The sequence below is a fragment of the Paenibacillus sp. NRS-1781 genome (assembly GCF_050467745.1).
In the GTDB taxonomy this organism is placed as follows: domain Bacteria; phylum Bacillota; class Bacilli; order Paenibacillales; family Paenibacillaceae; genus Paenibacillus; species Paenibacillus terrae_A.
Genome location: NZ_JBITPI010000033.1, coordinates 18,481 through 34,851 on the forward strand (window position 1 = coordinate 18,481; position 16,371 = coordinate 34,851).

16 protein-coding genes are annotated in these 16,371 nt (G+C 47.8%); 10 read left to right on the forward strand and 6 right to left on the reverse strand.

What is annotated here, in order from left to right; all coding sequences use genetic code 11:
• Positions 1-5 precede the first annotated feature (5 nt).
• The 3 genes from ACIFO6_RS12285 (at position 6) to ACIFO6_RS12295 (ending at position 4,909) form a co-directional block, all read left to right on the forward strand.
• On the forward strand, positions 6-2,897 hold the full coding sequence (locus ACIFO6_RS12285) for a 2-oxoglutarate dehydrogenase E1 component (protein WP_430040929.1): 2,892 nt from the start codon (positions 6-8) through the stop codon (positions 2,895-2,897).
• 5 nt (positions 2,898-2,902) lie between these two features.
• Positions 2,903-4,213 (forward strand): 2-oxoglutarate dehydrogenase complex dihydrolipoyllysine-residue succinyltransferase, encoded by a 1,311-nt coding sequence (odhB, locus tag ACIFO6_RS12290; protein WP_430040930.1) that lies wholly within the window; start codon positions 2,903-2,905, stop codon positions 4,211-4,213.
• A 138-nt stretch (positions 4,214-4,351) separates the two neighbouring features.
• The gene (locus tag ACIFO6_RS12295) at positions 4,352-4,909 is read left to right on the forward strand and encodes a YfiT family bacillithiol transferase (protein ID WP_430040931.1); all 558 of its coding nucleotides are present in this window, start codon (positions 4,352-4,354) and stop codon (positions 4,907-4,909) included.
• On the opposite strand, the gene ACIFO6_RS12300 is transcribed toward ACIFO6_RS12295, so the two are convergent.
• The 4 genes from ACIFO6_RS12300 to ACIFO6_RS12315 form a co-directional block, all read right to left on the reverse strand.
• A complete protein-coding gene (locus ACIFO6_RS12300) occupies positions 4,878-5,855 on the reverse strand; it encodes an alpha/beta fold hydrolase (RefSeq protein WP_430040932.1) in 978 nt (325 codons plus the stop codon). The genes ACIFO6_RS12295 and ACIFO6_RS12300 overlap by 32 nt on opposite strands.
• A gap of 26 nt (positions 5,856-5,881) precedes the next feature.
• A complete protein-coding gene (locus ACIFO6_RS12305; RefSeq protein ID WP_430040933.1) occupies positions 5,882-6,856 on the reverse strand; it encodes a type I phosphomannose isomerase catalytic subunit in 975 nt (324 codons plus the stop codon).
• Between the two features lie 145 nt (positions 6,857-7,001).
• Positions 7,002-7,583 (reverse strand): class I SAM-dependent methyltransferase, encoded by a 582-nt coding sequence (locus tag ACIFO6_RS12310; RefSeq protein WP_430040934.1) that lies wholly within the window; start codon positions 7,581-7,583, stop codon positions 7,002-7,004.
• Positions 7,584-8,537 (reverse strand): TIGR01212 family radical SAM protein, encoded by a 954-nt coding sequence (locus tag ACIFO6_RS12315; protein ID WP_430040935.1) that lies wholly within the window; start codon positions 8,535-8,537, stop codon positions 7,584-7,586.
• A 305-nt stretch (positions 8,538-8,842) separates the two neighbouring features.
• Between ACIFO6_RS12315 and ACIFO6_RS12320 the strand changes: the two genes are divergently transcribed.
• Together ACIFO6_RS12320 and trmB are read left to right on the forward strand one after the other, a co-directional pair.
• Positions 8,843-9,040, forward strand: a complete 198-nt coding sequence (locus ACIFO6_RS12320; RefSeq protein WP_430040936.1) for a hypothetical protein — start codon at positions 8,843-8,845, stop codon at positions 9,038-9,040.
• Positions 9,041-9,144: 104 nt separating this feature from the next.
• Positions 9,145-9,858 (forward strand): tRNA (guanosine(46)-N7)-methyltransferase TrmB, encoded by a 714-nt coding sequence (gene trmB, locus ACIFO6_RS12325; RefSeq protein ID WP_430040937.1) that lies wholly within the window; start codon positions 9,145-9,147, stop codon positions 9,856-9,858.
• A 24-nt stretch (positions 9,859-9,882) separates the two neighbouring features.
• On the opposite strand, the gene ACIFO6_RS12330 is transcribed toward trmB, so the two are convergent.
• Together ACIFO6_RS12330 and ACIFO6_RS12335 are read right to left on the reverse strand one after the other, a co-directional pair.
• Positions 9,883-11,016 (reverse strand): MGDG synthase family glycosyltransferase, encoded by a 1,134-nt coding sequence (locus ACIFO6_RS12330; RefSeq protein WP_430041036.1) that lies wholly within the window; start codon positions 11,014-11,016, stop codon positions 9,883-9,885.
• 51 nt (positions 11,017-11,067) lie between these two features.
• Complete coding sequence (locus tag ACIFO6_RS12335) at positions 11,068-11,595, reverse strand: phosphatase PAP2 family protein (RefSeq protein WP_283655212.1); 528 nt, start codon at positions 11,593-11,595, stop codon at positions 11,068-11,070.
• A gap of 601 nt (positions 11,596-12,196) precedes the next feature.
• Between ACIFO6_RS12335 and ACIFO6_RS12340 the strand changes: the two genes are divergently transcribed.
• The 5 genes from ACIFO6_RS12340 (at position 12,197) to ACIFO6_RS12360 (ending at position 16,301) form a co-directional block, all read left to right on the forward strand.
• Positions 12,197-13,435 (forward strand): glycosyltransferase family 2 protein, encoded by a 1,239-nt coding sequence (locus ACIFO6_RS12340; RefSeq protein WP_430040938.1) that lies wholly within the window; start codon positions 12,197-12,199, stop codon positions 13,433-13,435.
• Positions 13,436-13,751: 316 nt separating this feature from the next.
• Positions 13,752-14,249: a translation initiation factor IF-3 gene (gene infC, locus ACIFO6_RS12345; protein WP_014280557.1), complete on the forward strand. Its 498-nt coding sequence runs from the start codon at positions 13,752-13,754 to the stop codon at positions 14,247-14,249.
• 20 nt (positions 14,250-14,269) lie between these two features.
• Positions 14,270-14,470 carry a 50S ribosomal protein L35 gene (gene rpmI, locus ACIFO6_RS12350; protein WP_013309379.1) on the forward strand — a complete coding sequence of 67 codons (201 nt, stop codon included), beginning with the start codon at positions 14,270-14,272 and terminating at the stop codon, positions 14,468-14,470.
• Positions 14,471-14,523: 53 nt separating this feature from the next.
• A complete protein-coding gene (gene rplT, locus ACIFO6_RS12355; protein WP_007429517.1) occupies positions 14,524-14,883 on the forward strand; it encodes a 50S ribosomal protein L20 in 360 nt (119 codons plus the stop codon).
• Positions 14,884-15,263: 380 nt separating this feature from the next.
• On the forward strand, positions 15,264-16,301 hold the full coding sequence (locus ACIFO6_RS12360; RefSeq protein WP_430040939.1) for a BMP family lipoprotein: 1,038 nt from the start codon (positions 15,264-15,266) through the stop codon (positions 16,299-16,301).
• Positions 16,302-16,371 lie beyond the last annotated feature (70 nt).

The window sequence follows — 16,371 nt, forward strand, 5'->3', positions numbered from 1 at the left end:
ACGAGATGACAATGGAAGAGAGCAGCAGACAGGTACCTTGGCAGAGTTATTATGGACCTAATTTAGGTTATGTGCAGGACCAGTATGAAAAGTATGTAGCGGACCCCGGAACAGTTGATCCGGCTTACCGCGAGCTGTTTGATCAATGGGGTGAGCCGCCGCAATCCGAATACTCGGCTGCTTCCATGATAGACTACAAATTGCAAGGCCCCCCGGCAAGCGCTCAGGGACATCTTGATTCGAACACATTACAGAAAGCGGTTACAGCCGGGAAAATGGTGTGGAACATCCGTGAATACGGACATTTGGCTGCACAAATAGACCCGCTGGGACTGGATGCCGAGCAGGATACACGCTTGCTTGATCCGGCATCCTACGGTTTAACTGAACAGGACCTAAAGGCTTTTCCGGCCTCTTTAATATGGGATAACGCTCCTGCTGGAACACTTAACGGCTGGGAGGCTATCCAACGCTTACGTGTAGCATACACAGGCCCGATTGCCTATGAATTTAGTCACATTCATAACGAGGAGGAACGCCGCTGGCTGAACGGCTATGCTGAATCCGGCTGGTCCTCCAAACCACTCACCACACAGGAACGCAAGGCGTTGCTAGGCAGGTTGGTAGAGGTGGAGCAGTTCGAAGAGTTTTTGCATAAAACGTTTGTCGGACAGAAACGTTTTTCCATCGAAGGTAATGATGTCCTTGTACCCGTACTCGACGAGATTATCCGTCTTACGACGAATGCAGGTGCGAGCCACGTGCTGATGGGGATGGCGCATCGTGGTCGTCTGAATGTACTGGCCCATGTACTGGGCAAGCCTTACAGCAAGATTTTCTCTGAATTTCATCATTCTCCGAATAAGGATATGATTCCGTCGGAAGGCTCGACAGGGATTAATTATGGCTGGACCGGAGATGTAAAATATCATCTGGGTGCCAATCGTTTTGTAAAGGATGGGGAAGCGGTACAGGCCCGTCTGACATTGGCGAATAACCCGAGTCATCTGGAATACGTGAACCCGGTCGTGCAGGGCTTTTCCCGCGCAGCGCAGGAGGATCGCAGTGAAGCAGGCTATCCGAAGCTGGATGTCAGCAAGGCGGCAACGATTATCATGCATGGCGATGCAGCTTTTCCAGGTGAAGGCATTGTGGCCGAATCACTCAATTTCACGAATTTGCGCGGCTTCCGTAATGGCGGCTCGGTTCATATTATTGTTAACAATCGTCTGGGCTTTACAACGGAAAGCGTGGATTCACGTTCGACCCGCTATGCAAGCGATCTGGCCAAAGGCTATGAAATTCCGATCGTACACGTGAACGCGGATAATCCTGAGGCGTGTATTGCAGCAGCTCGAATGGCAGGCGAATACCGCAACCGTTTCAAGAAGGATTTCCTGATTGATCTGATCGGCTATCGTCGTTATGGTCATAATGAATCCGATGATCCAGAAACAACGCAACCGCTGGTATACAGCAAGGTGAAAAACCATCCAACGGTTAGCAAATTGTACGCTCAAAAATTGATTAAGCAAGGAATCGTGGATGAAGCGTTTAATACTGGACTTATCGAAAAGGTACAAAATCGACTTAAGGAAGCGCATGAGCATGTGAAGAATAACCCGGAAGAGGAGCCTGCAATTGCTCCTTCCAAGGCAAAACGGGGTCAGGATTCTGTGGTTCGTACGGCTGTAGAGTTGAAAAAGCTGCGTCAGATTAATGAAAACCTGCTGAAATGGCCAAAAGCCTTCCAGGTATATCCGAAGCTGGATCGTATTTTACAGCGTAGAAAAACGGCTCTGAACGAAGGTGAAAAGGTGGATTGGAGCTTGGCGGAAACGCTGGCTCTGGCTACGATTCTGGCAGATGGCAAACCGATCCGTATGACGGGTCAGGATGCGGAGCGGGCAACGTTTGCTCACCGTAACCTCGTGTTGCATGAGCCTGAAACGGGCAATACGCATTGTCCTTTGCACACATTGCCGGAAGCACGTGCTTCGTTCAGTATTCATAACAGCCCGTTGTCTGAGGCGTCTGTCCTTGGCTTTGAGTATGGCTATAACGTGTACTCTCCTGAAACGTTAGTGATTTGGGAAGCGCAATTCGGTGATTTTGCCAACTGTGCGCAGGTTATTTTCGATCAGTTCATTTCCGCTGGCCGCGCCAAATGGAGACAGAAATCCAGTCTGGTAATGCTGTTGCCGCATGGTAGTGAAGGGCAAGGACCGGAGCATACAAGCGCACGTCTGGAACGATTCCTCCAACTGTCTGCACAAAATAACTGGACTGTCGCTAACTTGAGCAGTGCCTCGCAGTATTTCCATCTGCTGCGCCGTCAGGCTGCATTAAGCGAGAGTGAGGAAGCTCGTCCGCTTGTGATGATGTCACCGAAGAGTCTCATTCGTAACAATCGTGTCGCTTCGCCTGTTTCCGAGTTCAGCGAAGGAACATTCCGTCCCGTGCTGGAGCAGCCCGGATTGGGTGCACGCCCGGATCGTGTAGAACGGATTGTACTGTGCAGTGGCAAGATTGCCATTGATCTGGAAGAAGCGTTGGAGAAGAACAAGGATGAAGCGGAGGACCGTTTGCGCATTATTCGTGTTGAGCAGTTGTATCCTTTCCCGGAAGAGGAAATTCGGAATATTTTCAGCCGCTTCCAGCATGTTAAGGAATTCGTATGGGCACAGGAAGAGCCGAAAAACATGGGTGCCTGGAGTTACATTGAGCCTCGTCTGCGGAATGTTGTGCCGCAAGGAGCGGAAATCCGCTATGCGGGCAGACCGGATCGTTCCAGTCCAGCGAGCGGTTATCAGCAAGTACACAGCCTAGAGCAGCAGCGAATTATTCAATCAGCGTTGAAGCAGGATTCCAAAAACAATATTACACTTGGGAGGTAGCGGCTGTGAGCGATATTTTAGTGCCGGCAATGGGAGAATCCATCACGGAAGGATCAATCTCCAAATGGCTTGTGAAGGAAGGGGATTCCGTAGGGCAGGGAGATGTTCTACTGGAGCTGGAAACCGATAAGGTCAATCTGGAAATTAGCGCAGAGGAAGCTGGTGTAGTCCAGAAAATCCTTCGTCAGGAAGGGGAAACGGTGGTTATTGGTGAAGCTGTAGGCTTAATCGGAAGCGGCAGTGGGAGCGTTAGCGCAGGATCATCCAGTGCCGGAGAAGCAGCAGCGACCCAAGCGCTGGAGGCAACGCGTGTAGCCGCTTCGCCTGCTTCCACAGCAGGCGGTGGCAAGTCAGCGGCGGAACAGGCTGCACAGCCTGTTACATCCAATGGTGACGGCAACGGTCAGATGGCATCTCCCTCTGCCCGGAAGCTGGCGCGTGAGCGCGGAATTGATCTGGAGCAGGTACAGGGGAAGGACCCATTGGGACGCGTATTCCAGGAGGACGTTAAAACGCATGCGAACAGCGTCGATGCTTCGCGTGCTGTATCACCTGCACCTGCTTCTCCCGCTGCGAATAAGCCTGCTGCATCTCCATCTCAGACAGAGTACAGCAAGCCGGTAGAACGTCAGCGCATGTCCCGCCGCAGAGCGACCATTGCCAAACGTCTCGTTGAGGCACAGCAAACGGCCGCTATGCTTACAACCTTTAATGAAGTGGATATGACCGCAATCCTTGATGTTCGCAAACGCCGCAAAGATAAGTTCAAGGAGAAGCACGATGTTGGGCTGGGCTTTATGTCCTTCTTTACGAAGGCAGTGGTCGGTGCGCTCAAGCGTTTCCCTACTGTAAATGCGGAAATTAACGGCGATGATATCGTACTGAAAAAATACTATGATATCGGGATTGCTGTATCTGCGAAGGAAGGGCTGGTCGTACCCGTTGTACGGGATGCTGATCGTCTCGGCTTTGCCGAAATCGAGAAGAGCATTGCAGATTTGGCTGGCAAAGCACGTTCCAATTCGCTTTCTTTGGCAGATCTGCAAGGTGGAACCTTTACCATTACCAATGGAGGTATTTTCGGTTCCCTGCTGTCTACGCCGATCCTGAATACACCGCAAGTGGGTATTTTGGGAATGCATAAAATCCAGCTTCGCCCGATTGCCATTGACGAGGAACGTATGGAAAATCGTCCGATGATGTATATCGCGTTGTCCTACGATCACCGGATTATTGATGGTAGCGAAGCGGTTCGCTTCCTGGTAACGGTCAAAGAATTGCTGGAAGATCCGGAATCGCTGTTGCTGGAAGGATAAAATAAATTAACAGATGTAATAAATTTTTACGTCTATGAAGAAGCAGGCTCTTGTGGGTCTGCTTTTTTTCCTGCATCGTTATAACATAAGATTACAGGTAGTAGGTACTCAGATGCGAAAGAAGGGTGGGGGACTGTTTTGGATCATGATTTGCGCTACCCGATTGGGCCATTTGTCGTTCCGGATATGATTACAGAAGAACAGCTTGTGGCATGGACTCAAGATATTGCTGAACTGCCTTCTCAGCTTCGTCAGGCGGTCGAAGGGCTGGACGAGCAACAGTTGAACACGCCTTATCGCGAAGGAGGCTGGACGGTTAGGCAGGTTGTCCATCATTTGGCAGACAGTCATATGAACGGTTATATTCGCTTCAAGCTGGCGCTAACAGAGGATACACCCACGATTAATCCATATGATGAGGGGCGTTGGGCCGAAATACCGGATGCAAGGGAGCTTCCGCTGGAGCCTTCTCTGCGATTGCTGGAAGGGCTGCATGAACGGTGGGTGGTTGTGTTGCGTTCACTGGGGGGTGATCAATATAGCTCATATTACTTCTCTAAGAGAACGGAATGCATGGTAATAAAAGGAACCCTCAAGTCCACTGTAATCGTGGTTTTGAAGGTTCCCTTTTTTATTCCAGCGAGGAGGACCTGGACAATGCGGATTAACCGGATGTTTCAGAGCCTCCAGACATAACAGAAACGGAGGTCGCTGCTGTGTTGACATGACAATCCAGCCAATCCACGATATCGGTCATGACCTCGTTGCGGTTCGTTTCATGCAGCATCTCATGTCGGCCGTCAGGATAGAGACGATATTCTACATCCTGAATCTTCAAACTTCTGTACATATCCACCAGCGATAGAACACCCTTACCGAACAACCCCACCGGATCACGATCCCCAGCAAAAATATAAATTGGCAGCTTGGGATTGATTTTTTCGAGTGAGGAGGGCCAATGAATTTCCTGTAAAAGCCGGAAAAAATCAAGGAAAAAGCCTGTCGTGCAGATGGCACCACATAACGGATCATGCACGAATTGGTCTACTTCATCGGGATCGCGGGATAACCAGTCAAACGCTGTACGCACCGGACGAAAGGCTCGATTAAACCCGCCGAAGACCATAGCGTTGAGCAGTATGCTGCGGTGATCCATTCCTTGCAGTTTGGCTTGCATCAGGGCAACTTGTTCTCCAAGTTTCAGCAGACCACGCCGCCCGTTCGTTCCCGATAAAATAAACCCGTGATACTGCTGCTTATCATCATACATGATTTTCTGAGTTAAAAAGGATCCCATACTGTGACCGAGCAAAAAACGAGGCTGATCCGGAAACTCCTTGGCCGCAATTTCGCCCAGATCCAGCATACCGCTTGCCATTCGTTGGAATGCATTCGCCCCTGGCATGCCAAGCTTATCAGAATCACCGGCGGTACGTCCGTGGCCGATATGATCGTTGGCATATACACCATAGCCAGAAGCTGTAAGCTTCTCAGCCAAGCCAGTATAGCGGTAGGATGTCTCGCACATCCCGTGCGAAATCTGAACGATTCCCCGCACGGGCGTATGCTGATCCGGTAGCCAACGGTAGACAAAAAGATCCGTTCCGTCATTTTCAGCGATGGTGAAGGTATATTCCAGCATAAGTTAGACAACACACCCTTTAAGCTTTAAGGAAGATAAGATCTAAGGACAGTCATTCCGTCATTCAGCGTGTAACCACCCAGATTAGCGGGGAGCAGGAAGCAATCTCCAGCTTTGCAGGACAGAGACGATGAATGATTGTCCCACGTTAATGTACCACTGCCTTCGCAAATCACGAGAATGGTAAAGCTGTCATCGGTTGTGGAAAGCGCCCAGCTTCCCTCTACGATACCCTTTTCCACGACAAAATAATCACAGGCTGCGAGTTGAAGCCATTCACCCGGCTGTAGACCGCCTGTCTTCATTGTTGTTGCACCAGCCCCCTCGTAAGAGGTCACATTGAGGGAATCCTCGATATGCAGCTCACGGGGCTTGCCATCCAGACCAGGACGGTTGTAGTCATATAACCGATAGGTGGTATCTGAATTTTGCTGAATTTCAGCAACAACAACGCCTGCACACAACGCATGTACGGTTCCAGCAGGGATGAAGAATGTGTCGCCTGCCTCAACAGGAACCTGACGCAAGCTGCCCAGGATGTCTCCGCTCTCAAGAGCGGTACGCAGGCTGTCCCGAGTCACGCCCTCGGTCAAACCGTAAATAATTTTGGCATCCGGTTTGGCATCAAGCACATACCACATTTCGGTTTTTCCCAGCTCTCCGGCTGGAAGTCCTGCATAATCATCTGTCGGATGCACTTGCACGGACAGATCGTCATTGCAATCCAGCAGCTTGATCAGAAGCGGAAAACGTCCGCCTTTTTCCGATACGCCCTTGGCCCCGAGCCAGTCCTGCCCGTAGGTTTCGCGAATTTCATCCAGCCCCTTGCCAGCCAGCTCGCCATTGATGACCATTGTGGTTCCATTTGGATGATCGGCAATCATCCATCCTTCCCCAATATGCCCTTCCGGCGGGGTTAAACCGAATTGCTCCAAGGCTCGTCCTCCCCAAACTCTCTCTTTGAACTCAGGTTGAAATTGCAGCGGGTATGGCTTTAGCATAATTTCTCTCCTCCATAATGAGTAATGAGTGCGACCAGAAACATGCCGCTGGGGCAATAAAACTGGGGTGAATAGCCCGTACGACGCTCAAAAAAGATATATGTAAGGCGGCTAAAAAAGCCGCTCATAACCTGAATATGCGACATTATTTCTTTTCAACCGCCACTACGTAAGGCGAAGTAGCTCGTTGTAATTGGCGGTAAATAATGCTTTGACCACTGGATACCGGGAGGGCGGAGGCCCATTGAAGGACAGCTTCGGCTTCCTCGCCGCCTCCGGCGTGCCCCGGATACAGTACGGCTGTCAGAATACCGCGTGGTTGCAGCAGATACAGTGCCGCATCAAGAGCGGCGAGTGTACTGTCGGTATGCGTAATAACAGATGGATCAGCGCCTTCGGAGGGCAAGTAGCCGAGGTTAAACATGACCGCGGCTACTTTGCCATGCAGCTTGTCGGGAACGGCTTCCCGCATCTGCTCATGACCTTGCAGTAATAGCGATACCTCCGCCAGTGAGGGGGATTCGTCTTCGTCCAGCCGACGACGAGCGAGCTGCAACGCCTCCTGCTGGATATCGAAGCCATAGACACGTCCCCGTCTTCCGGCAGCCTTAGCCAGGAACAGCGTATCCGCTCCGGTGCCGACTGTGGCATCTATAGCCGCATCGCCCGGCTGGACTCGCGCAGCTACCAATTGATGAGCATAGCTCAGTACAGACAGGAAGCCCATTTAAGGCTGCCTCCAATACTTGCCTTGCCACGTTTCACGTGATTTTAGCTCATCGTCAATAGCGTTAAGCACTTCCCATTTTTTGAGCGACCACATGGGTCCCAGCAGCAAATCGCGTGGTGCATCCCCGGTCAACCGATGAACGATCATTTCGGGCGGCAAAAATTCCAGCGTATCGACGATCAGCTTGACGTATTCATCCTTTTCCAGAAAGCGAAGCAATCCGGCTTCATACTGCTTGACCATCGGCGTTTTGCGCATGAGATGCAGCAGGTGGATTTTGATGCCCTGTACATCCATAGCCGCCACTGCACGACCTGTGTCCAGCATCATTTCATGTGTTTCCTGCGGCAGTCCGTAAATAATGTGTGCGCACACACGGATATTGCGCTTGCGCAGCTTTTCCACCGCATCCAGATAGCATTGAGTGTCATGGGCGCGGTTAATCAGCTCCGAGGTGGATTCATGGACGGTTTGCAGGCCCATTTCGATCCACAGGTATGTGCGCTCGTTTAGCTCGGCAAGGTAATCTACGACATCGTCAGGCAGGCAATCGGGACGCGTAGCGATAGACAGACCGACAACACCGGGCTGCTCCAGAATGACCTCGAAGTATTCGCGCAGCTCCTCAACCGGGGCATACGTATTCGTATAGGCTTGAAAATAGCCGATATATTGGGCGTTTGGCCATTTTAGATGCTGACGGTCCCGAATCGTATTGAATTGGGTGACGAGATCGTCCCGACGGCGTCCGGCAAAGTCACCAGATCCCCGTGCGCTGCAAAAGGTGCAGCCTCCTTTGGCAATGGAACCATCCCGGTTCGGACAGGTAAAGCCTGCATCCAGCATGACTTTGAACACTTTATTTTGAAATTGCTCGCGCATTTCGTAATTCCACGTATGGAACCGTTTATCTCCCCACAGGATAGAAGCAGGCAACAAATCTGTTTTCATGGGTGTACTCCTTTTTTTTGCGATCACCCTATTGTAACAAAAATCAGTCGGAATTGGGAATCACTTGAGAGCGAAAGGCAAGAGAAAGTGCGGATTTTATTGGATTGAGGATTGAAAAAGGTTACACCATGTGTTATATTGTAAGCGGTACCAGACATACTATAAAAGGACTGTTTTCGATCCTGAAAATAAAAGTTAACCATCGGCTAATGATTATTTTTCAGGGCAGCTATGCTGCTTCTATCGCCTGCTTTAGGGTAAATGCACGTCGGTTCCATCACTAATAACCCGTGAGGTGATCTTTTATGAATACGCAGGACAAAACGCGTATGGATAAAGTTACTGTTGAGTTAACCTTTGACGAGGCACTGGCGCTGACTGGTGTCCGTTTTGGGCAAGACCGCCAGATTGGAACGGCCGCACGTCAAAAAATCAGAGCCGCTTGCCAAAAGACAATTGATTTTTTACCTGCTGATGGGGTAGACTATGAACAATTAAATTAGTTGGACCCCAATCCAAATATATTGAAAAAGGAATTTCATTTCCGTATCTTCAAGCGGGGGTGAGATTCCTTTTTCCTTGATAACAGAGTATATGGAGGAGTAACATGCGTTTACGCGGAAGAAAAGGAATACGGGAAAGTCTGGAAGAGCAACAGGACCTGGTGATCTTGGAGCCGGGACAGTATAAAGGAAAGTGGCAGCAACTTTTTGGCAATGATCGTCCGATTCATGTGGAATTCGGTATGGGCAAAGGTCGGTTCATCAGTCAAATGAGCTATCGGAATCCGGAAATCAACTATATTGGCTTTGATATGTATGATGAACTGGTGCGTCGCGCAGCGGAAAAGTCGCGACTGGCCTGGAGTGATACAGAGGTGGATACGCCGCCTAATATCAAATTGGCGCTGGCGAACATTGAACAGATTGAAAATGTTTTTGAACCTGGGGAAATTGAACGCATTTATTTAAATTTTAGCGATCCGTGGCCTAAAGCCAAGCATGCGCGTCGTCGCTTGACGCATCCGCGCTTTTTGGACAAGTACCGGCAACTTTTAAATAGCAAGGGGCAAATTCATTTCAAAACCGATTCAGAGACGCTGTTTGAGTTCTCGCTGAATTCGTTTGCTGATAGTGGTCTGCAAATGACGAACATATCATTGAACCTTCATCGTGATGGTATCAACGAAGAGCATGTCATGACTGAGTATGAGCATAAATTTATGGGCAAAGGCATGAACATCCATCGTGTCGAGGTGTTGATTGGCAAATATGCATTGGAAGAGTATGAAAAAATGCGTCTTGAGAAGTATGGGAAATAAATAAAAAAACAGGGTGCTTCCTTTTTAGGAAAGCACCCTGTTTGGTTCCAGTATATCCAAAATACTCTGTGCACTCTGAAGAGGATAATATCGCGCTACATTATGAACGTGATCCTGTCGCTTGCGAACGATTTCCGGAAATTCGTGTAACAGCCGGTTCATCCATTTAACGACAACATCCAGCGAAGTAATCGGTTCTCCGAAGCCTTGAGCCGTAAAGTATTGACAATTTTCTTCTTCCTGTCCGGGGAGAGGTTTGTGAAACAACATCGGAATCCCTTTTGCCAGCCCCTCGGTGCATGTCATTCCGCCGGGCTTGGTAATGAGCAGATTCGATACCTCCATTAATTTGTCGATTTCCCGCGTAAATCCGAAAATTTGAATGTTCGGATGATTGAAGAGGGAATCCAGCTGCATTTTACGACGAATTTTATCATTATGACCCAGACAAAAAATAAATTGAATGTTTTCTCTCCAGTGTGTAAGCGAGCGATGGATGACTTCGTCGTTCATCAGACCCCAGCCGCCGCCCATAACGAGTACGGTGGGAATCGGCTTAAGACCGAATTGGTCCCGTATTTCGTCGTGCCCCGGATGTTCCCAGAAATTCGGATGAACCGGAATACCCGTTACTTGAATTTTCGACATAGGCACTCCGCGTGTGCGCAGCTTACGCATGACTTCAGGCGTAGAAACAAAGTACCGATCCACCTCGGGACTGATCCACGTTCCATGAGCATCGTAGTCTGTAATGACGGTACAGAGTGGAACATGTACACCCAAGCGCTTCAAACGTGAAATCACTGCACTTGGGATGGGATGAGTGCATACCACCAAATCAGGACGAAGCTGCCGAAGAATGTTTCGGGTCTGTGTGTAGAACAGACGGTGCAAAGCGAGCGTTGTAAGACGGTTTAATGATTTTTTATACTGATGACGGTAAACCATTCCGATCAGGCGAGGCTGCGATATGACAGTCTTCTTATACGCTGTAATAATGAGTGGAGCCATTCTCGGATTCAAAAAGCTCCCTAATTCCAGCACTCTGGTCTGCACATTCGGAGAAAGCTTGCGCAAGCTGCTTGAGAGCGCGTACGCAGCTTGAGTATGTCCGGCACCGAAACCTTCCGATAATAATAACACTCGTTTTTTAGCCACTCTCATTTCACCTGTTCCTGCTGGGATGTTCTCAATCATACCATATCGGCTTTAAGGCCAGAATGCAACCGTTCCTATTGCTGCTGATGTGCCGATGACCGCCCCTGCGAGTACGTCCGTAGGATAGTGGAGCCCCAGGTAAATTCGGGAAAAACCCACAATCAGCGCGACGGGCAGCAATAGCAGTATTAGCATGGGGGACTGTAGCATAAAAGGAACGGTTACTGAAAAAATAGCGGTTGTATGCCCGGAAGGAAAAGAATGATCGGACAAGGGATTACGGAACGTATTCGTATCTGGCAGTGCCAGGTACGGACGAATCCGCGGGTACAGCTTTTTGGCGATGGCTACAGGGATGTGGCTGACTCCAAGCGCGATGGCCCCCTTCATACCGGATTCCTTCCATGGAAGCGGAGCGAGCAGCCATACAAGCAGTGTAGAGGTGATTGTAAAGGTCGCTCCCCCCAGATGTGTAAGATAATAAAGCCAGAAGTTCAAAAAACGATTGTGTAAGCGTCCGTTGATCCATTTGAACAACTGCTGCTCCAAATTTACAAGTTTTACGACTAGACGTTGCATTTGGTTTCCTCCGGTTGCCGTGCCGGGTTGGTCGGCAAATATTTTGAATCACTTGGACAGAATCAGGTGATAAGTCATTATTCTCTTACTCTCATCATATTTTTAAACGCTGCTCATTTCAAGAATTACAACTTATCTGGTTCAATTCTACAGAAAAATGTTAATGGAGTATAAGTTGAATTGTATAACTTTCTTTGCGTTCATTCGTCTAATACGATAGAGTATTTAGAAGTGGCTGTTAAATGGACCACAAATAAGGAGGGACTAAAGAAATAAAAAGTTAGCAAATGGATGAAAATAAGACCTACCGTCATGTATGAAAGGATCAGCGTCGTATTCCTGGTTCAAACGGGAGTTTGTCGTGTTTTTTTGCTGCTGAGAACGGTTTATAGGCTTTGACAAAAGATTGAAAACCAACGAAAATCGTAATGGCGTTCCTGTGTCAGCCAAAAGGGGACTGCGCACAGTCAATGAGAAAAGCAAGGGTCGGGTCAAAAACTACAAAAAAAGGCGCCCAAAACGCCGCAACTTGCGCTACAGAGATAGAAAACAAACAAACGCAAGATTTTTAAGGGGTATAAAAAGGGGGTAACAAGAGATTATGTTAGACGCCATTTTTGTGACGCTCCAGATTATTCTGGCGCTGATCGCGGTCTATCAGTTTGGATTCTCCTTGTTCGGTCTGGTTCGCAAAAAAAGAAAAGAGCATGCGGCTCCGGAAAAATCATTTGCCATTTTGGTCGCTGCCCACAACGAGGAACAGGTTGTTGGAGCATTGATGGAGAACTTGAAGCAGCTTGATTATCCTAAGGAACTGTACGATGTATTCGTTATTTGTGATAACTGTACGGACAAGACGGCGGATATCGTTCGCGCACACGGCATGAATGCTTGTGAACGTACGAATCCGAATTTGCGTGGTAAAGGCTACGCCATTGAGTGGATGCTCAAGGAATTGTGGGCATTGCCACGTCAATATGATGCGATTGTCATGTTCGATGCTGACAATTTGGCACATACGAATTTCTTAAGTGAAATGAACAACGACTTGTGCACAGGTGCCCGTGTTATCCAGGGGTACATTGATACGAAGAATCCTGAGGATTCATGGATTACTGCGGCATACGGAGTATCTTACTGGTACATCAACCGTCTGTGGCAGCTGTCACGTCACAACCTGAACATGGCTAACTTCCTTGGTGGTACAGGCATGTGTTTTGAAACGAACCTGCTCAAGGAAATGGGCTGGGGCGCGACGAGTCTGGTAGAGGATCTGGAGTTTACCATGCGCTGTACGCAACGCAATGTATATCCAAGATTCAATTATGATGCCAAGGTATATGACGAGAAGCCGTTGACTTTTAAAGCTTCCTCCAGACAACGTCTGCGCTGGATGCAGGGTCACTTTACAGTCGCTCGCCGTTATTTCTTCCCACTGATGTGGCAGAGCATCAAGCATAGAAGTCTGATTAAATTCGATATGGCTCTCTATGGTCTGAATGTGTATATCGTACTGTTTACTTTCTTGATGACAGCAGCGATGTGGGTGGATATTGCGTTCTTCGGGGGACCTAACATTGAAAATATCTATGTGCAATTTCCGGCCTGGACCGGTGTTATAGCAGTTGGGTTGAACATTTCAACCTTTGTGATTGCGATGATTCTGGAGAAGGTCACGTTCAAAAAAGTGTATCTTTATTTGCTGCTGTTCCCTGTCTATCTGATTTCGTGGTATCCGATTACGTTCTATGCGTTCTTCACGCAAAACAACAAGCAATGGAGCCACACCCAGCATACGCGTGTCGTTAGGCTGGAAGAAGTTCAAAGTAAGCAGGGCTAAGTGCAGAAGGACATGAGTGTATCGCAGCTCCTAAGTGGCAACTGCTTTGAATAAATGTGTTGACACTCTGATGAGTTGCGTGATAAGATGTTCGAGTATGTTAATTGAAAAGTATGGATTATAAGTAGAAGGTCCGACTTCTCACCTGTCCGGTATTGCCGGCTGGTCTTGATCCAATGATTTGTGAATTTAACTTTCATGATGAATTGAGTATCAGACAGGGATGTCGGCTGCATAGTCGTCATCCCTTTTTTGTGCTTTAACACAATACAACAATAACAGGTTCTGGAGGTGGAGGGTTATTAGTAAGGAACATATGATCAATGATGAGATTCGAGTGAGAGAAGTACGTCTGGTTGGTGCTAACGGGGAACAAATCGGGATTACACCGACTCGTGAAGCTCTGCAAATGGCGATTGACGCAAACTTGGATCTCGTGAACGTGGCGCCTCAAGCGAAGCCGCCCGTGTGTCGGATTATGGATTACGGAAAATTCCGCTATGAGCAACAGAAGAAGGAAAAGGAAGCCCGTAAAAACCAGAAGATCGTTGACATCAAAGAGGTATGGTTCCGTTCCAACATCGAGGAGCATGACTACCAGACCAAGTTTCGCAATGTGGTTAAGTTCCTGAATGAAGGGGACAAGGTGAAATGCTCCGTTCGTTTCCGCGGTCGGGAAATTACCCATGCTAATGTGGGTCAAAAAATTCTCGAGCGTGTGAAAGTGGAAGTTGCTGATCTTTGTACCGTGGAGCGCCAACCCAAGCTCGAAGGACGCAGCATGATTATGATATTGGCTCCAAAGAGTCAATGACAAATTAAGGAGGAAGTTCAATGCCTAAAATGAAAACACATAGTAGCCTTAAAGGCCGCTTCAAGATTACCGGTACTGGTAAAGTAATGCGTTACAAAGCTTACAAAAACCACTTGCTTTCCCACAAATCCAAACGTGCAAAACGCGTTCTGGGTACTAACCCTGAGATGGCACCTGGGGACGTTAAGCGTCTGAAACAAGGTCTTGCTAACCTGAAATAGCACACAGCACGGCAATGAATTAAGCATAAACATTATTTGGGAGGTCTTTTGATATGGCAAGAGTAAAGGGCGGATTCGTCGTTCGTCGTCGTCATAAAAAAGTATTGAAGCTTGCTAAAGGTTATTTTGGTTCCAAACACCGCATTTTTAAAACAGCTAACGAGCAGGTAATGAAATCGCTTGTTTACGCATACCGTGACCGTCGTCAGACGAAACGTAACTTCCGCAGACTGTGGATCGTGCGTATCAATGCAGCAGCTCGTTTGAACGGTTTGTCTTACAGCAAACTGATGCACGGCCTGAAATTGGCTGGTGTGGACATTAACCGCAAAATCCTGGCTGATCTTGCAGTCAACGATATCAATGCGTTCAACTCTTTGGCAACTGTTGCTAAAGGCAAAATCAACGCTTAATTATTGAAATGAAGACGTTGAAACCGCGAAAGTGGTTGAAAAGGTATCCCGAGCAGTATGCTGTGTAGGGATGCCTTTTTTTGTACATACTTAACGAAATGAAAAAAGTTCAAATCATTCAAAATACGAATAAACATGACGCATGATGACAGAATGTATGGATTTTTCAATAGGTGTAGCGCTTACATTAATCAATTTTCAAAAAAAATTGACCCAAGGTTATTAATCATCTGGATTTTAGGCGATCATAATTGTATAATCTCTAAAGTAAGTCTTCTATAGGATCTGTCTCGACAGTAAATGGCATGTATGACGACGTGTCCATTTTCAGAAAAAAGAGACAGTCCAGGGATCTAACACTAAGGGGGAACAGTATCAGCATGAAGAAAATGTTCAGTATGTCTTTGGTTATGCTGCTAGCGATCTCGGTCATTCTCGCAGGCTGCGGTAGCAAAAATCAAGGCGCGTCCAACGCAAGCGGCGGAGATACAGGTGGTTCTGCCAAAACATCGAATGTCCAAATTGGCATGGTTACAGATGTAGGTGGCGTAAATGACAAATCGTTTAACCAATCTGCATGGGAAGCATTGCAAGCCATTGAAAAAGAAACAGGTACCAAGGCTAAATACCTGCAAAGTAAATCGGATCAAGATTATATTCCTAACCTGAACCAATTTGTTAAGGGTGGTTTTAACCTGACTTGGGGTATTGGTTTTAATCTGGCAAATGCGATTGGACAAGTAGCGAAAGACAACCCGGACAAAAATCTGGCGATCATCGACAGTGTCGTAGATGTGCCTAATGTAAAATCGGTTGTTTTTGCTGAAAATGAAGGTTCCTTCCTGGTGGGGGTTGTAGCTGGTAAACTCACCAAAACAAACAAAATCGGTTTTGTGGGTGGACAAGATAGCCCGCTGATCAAACGTTTTGAAAAAGGCTTCGAAGCGGGTATTAAAGCAGTAAATCCAAATGCAAAATTGGAAGTAAACTACACAGGTGCGTTTGATAAGCCGGATCTGGGTAAAGCAGCTGCTGCAACGATCTACAACAGCGGTGCGGACATTATTTTTCACGCAGCTGGCGGATCAGGTACAGGCGTATTTAACGAAGCGCTCGCACGGAAGCAACAAGGTCAGCAAGTATGGGTTATCGGTGTAGATAAAGACCAATCGCTTGAGTTTGGTGATGACGTAACGTTGACTTCAATGGTCAAACGTGTGGATGAAGCCGTAAAACGCGTATCCAAGGAAGTTATCGACGGTAAATTTAAGGGCGGAATCGAAACGCTGGCTCTGAAAGATAACGGAATTGGCTTGGCAGATACATCCAGTAAAAACGTTCCTAAAGACGTGCTTGATCTCGTAGAACAATACAAGCAAAAAATTATTAAGGGCGAAATTACAGTTCCTTCGAAATAAGATTTGGCTTGCAAGATGAATAAAGGTGGCGACAAGGCTGGTTCACAAGACTAGCCTTGTTCTTACGTCT

Bases quoted from the DNA above. Each gene is read 5' to 3' on its own strand.
- ACIFO6_RS12340 (WP_430040938.1), top strand. From the start codon at position 12,197: ATGTTAGACGCCATTTTTGTGACGCTCCAGATTATTCTGGCGCTGATC.
- ACIFO6_RS12315 (WP_430040935.1), bottom strand. From the start codon at position 8,537: ATGAAAACAGATTTGTTGCCTGCTTCTATCCTGTGGGGAGATAAACGG.
- infC (WP_014280557.1), top strand. From the start codon at position 13,752: ATGATCAATGATGAGATTCGAGTGAGAGAAGTACGTCTGGTTGGTGCT.
- ACIFO6_RS12305 (WP_430040933.1), bottom strand. From the start codon at position 6,856: ATGCTAAAGCCATACCCGCTGCAATTTCAACCTGAGTTCAAAGAGAGA.
- ACIFO6_RS12320 (WP_430040936.1), top strand. From the start codon at position 8,843: ATGAATACGCAGGACAAAACGCGTATGGATAAAGTTACTGTTGAGTTA.
- ACIFO6_RS12310 (WP_430040934.1), bottom strand. From the start codon at position 7,583: ATGGGCTTCCTGTCTGTACTGAGCTATGCTCATCAATTGGTAGCTGCG.
- rpmI (WP_013309379.1), top strand. From the start codon at position 14,270: ATGCCTAAAATGAAAACACATAGTAGCCTTAAAGGCCGCTTCAAGATT.
- rplT (WP_007429517.1), top strand. From the start codon at position 14,524: ATGGCAAGAGTAAAGGGCGGATTCGTCGTTCGTCGTCGTCATAAAAAA.
- ACIFO6_RS12335 (WP_283655212.1), bottom strand. From the start codon at position 11,595: ATGCAACGTCTAGTCGTAAAACTTGTAAATTTGGAGCAGCAGTTGTTC.
- ACIFO6_RS12300 (WP_430040932.1), bottom strand. From the start codon at position 5,855: ATGCTGGAATATACCTTCACCATCGCTGAAAATGACGGAACGGATCTT.
- ACIFO6_RS12360 (WP_430040939.1), top strand. From the start codon at position 15,264: ATGAAGAAAATGTTCAGTATGTCTTTGGTTATGCTGCTAGCGATCTCG.
- trmB (WP_430040937.1), top strand. From the start codon at position 9,145: ATGCGTTTACGCGGAAGAAAAGGAATACGGGAAAGTCTGGAAGAGCAA.
- ACIFO6_RS12285 (WP_430040929.1), top strand. From the start codon at position 6: ATGACAATGGAAGAGAGCAGCAGACAGGTACCTTGGCAGAGTTATTAT.